The 1,975-nt window shown below is 36.6% G+C and carries 1 protein-coding gene; it reads left to right on the top strand.

Translation table 11 applies throughout. The features are described 5' to 3' along the window. The coding region (locus tag LS73_RS09680) for a DDE-type integrase/transposase/recombinase (protein WP_138070034.1) at positions 1-1,975 on the top strand (1,975 nt) is incomplete at both ends.

The raw sequence follows: 1,975 nt of genomic DNA, 5'->3' as shown, positions 1-1,975 counted from the left end.
GAGTGTTCGTAATAATACAATAATAGAAACTTCTGGTGCCCGCCTTCAGAATGACAACAAAGTAGAAAACGACAAGGTAAAAGATTCTTCGGCTACGCAGGACTGGGCTACGCATTACTCGGCTTTGCTTAGACATAACACAAGTGGAGTTATTCAACATGACTTATTGGCAGGGCATGACAAAGTGTCGGGGATTAACTCAAGAGTAGCAGGGCATTACAAAACAGAATCTAACAATAACATAGCAGAGAAAGCAAAATATGAAACTCAAACACACAATACAATTAACAACATAGCACAAAATGACAAGGTAAAAGATAGCAACAACACACAAAGCAAAGAAATAGAATCTAATATAGCGTCCATTAATATAGCAATGGGTGGTGTAGTGGATTCTAATATAGGTGTGTGTAATAATGAGATTGATACATATTCAAAGATTGCTAGCAATGACAAAGTAGTGAAACATCAGTTGATAGAATCTAACAACACAATAGAACAAGTAAAGCAAAATATAGCTTCGGCTACGCAGGACTCGGCTACGCAGGACTCGGACAGAGTAGAAAATAGCAAGGTGATAGATGTTTCGCTTGTTTCACAAGAAGAGCATGACAAAGTGGCAGACAGCAAAGAAAGCAACAATTACCAAGCTTTAAGCAAATTTGACTTAAGTGATAGGAAATCACAATTAAAAGCTCTAGCAAAAAGGCAAACAGTAAAAGAATGGGAAAGCTTAAAGAAAAAAGGAGTAAGTGCAAAAGACTATATAGCCCTAGTCAATGCAAATATAGACAATGCTTATACATTAAAGCTTAGTGAAAACAAGCTTTATGCTTGGCAGAGGGCATATAAAAAGCAAGGCATAGATGGCTTGCTAGATAATAGAGGCATAGCAAAGACAAATACAAGCAAGATAAAAGAGCTAGGGCTAGAATCTCTTGTAGATAGCATTATAGAAGCTCAAAGCTCACGCATAAATATAGCAAATGTGCATGAGATGCTACATCTCCACCTACACATACAAGGCATTCATGACTATATAGACTATAAGCTTAAAGATTCTGAATATATTAGCTATAGCACACTAGAGCGATATATAAAAGAATGGAAAAAAGCAAATCGACTAAAAACTACCCTTATCTATAAAGGTAATGATGCTGCGGTTGGTAACTATAAGGCTAGTCTAGGCAAATCAAACTATAATGTAACTAGCATTAACCAAGTAGTAGAAATAGATGCAAGCCCGCTTGATAAAATCTTTGACGCAAAAAGCCTAGCAGACGGGCTAGACATAGATATATCACATATAAAATCTTGGCAAAAGCGATATGTTTTATTCTCACTTGTAGATACATATAGCAGAGTAGCTAGCTTCCATATAAGCGATAGCGAAAATAGTCTAGGTATTGCTCGTGCTGTGGCTAAATATATCCTCAAATATGGCAAGCCCAAAGTCATCAAAGGGGATAATGGCAAGGCATTCCTCTCTAAATACACAAAAGAAGTCATGCAAAATCTTGACATTGAATACAAAAATGTCGAAGCCTATAGCGGCTGGCTAAAGCCATATGTAGAAAATACCTTTAGAACGATTCAAGATAGAGTTATATCATGGGGCAAGGGCTATATAGGGCATAATGTGAGGGAGAGGCAAGCAATTGAATTCTTTTTCTCTAAGAAAGAGAGAAGACTAAAAAGAGGAGCTAAGACAAATCTAAAAGAGCTAGATAGCTTTCTATCTATGCTAAGTGTGATTGATAAATATGCAACTCTTAGTATGAATAGATATATAGATGACTTGGGTTGCTCTCCATGTGAGGCATATAATGCAAAAGCAAATGAAGCTATAGCCATGAATGAATATGAGCTAGTTATGAAGCTCTCGCCTAGTCTAATAAAAACGGTTAATAAAAAAGGAATAATGCATGGGGGTGTATGGTATGGCTGCATAGAAGCATTTAACTATGACAAAGTG

The sequence above is a fragment of the Helicobacter muridarum genome, from assembly GCF_000765805.2.
In the GTDB taxonomy this organism is placed as follows: domain Bacteria; phylum Campylobacterota; class Campylobacteria; order Campylobacterales; family Helicobacteraceae; genus Helicobacter_A; species Helicobacter_A muridarum.
Note: the sequence above shows the minus strand (reverse complement) of the source record. Positions and strands in the feature narration are given on the sequence as shown.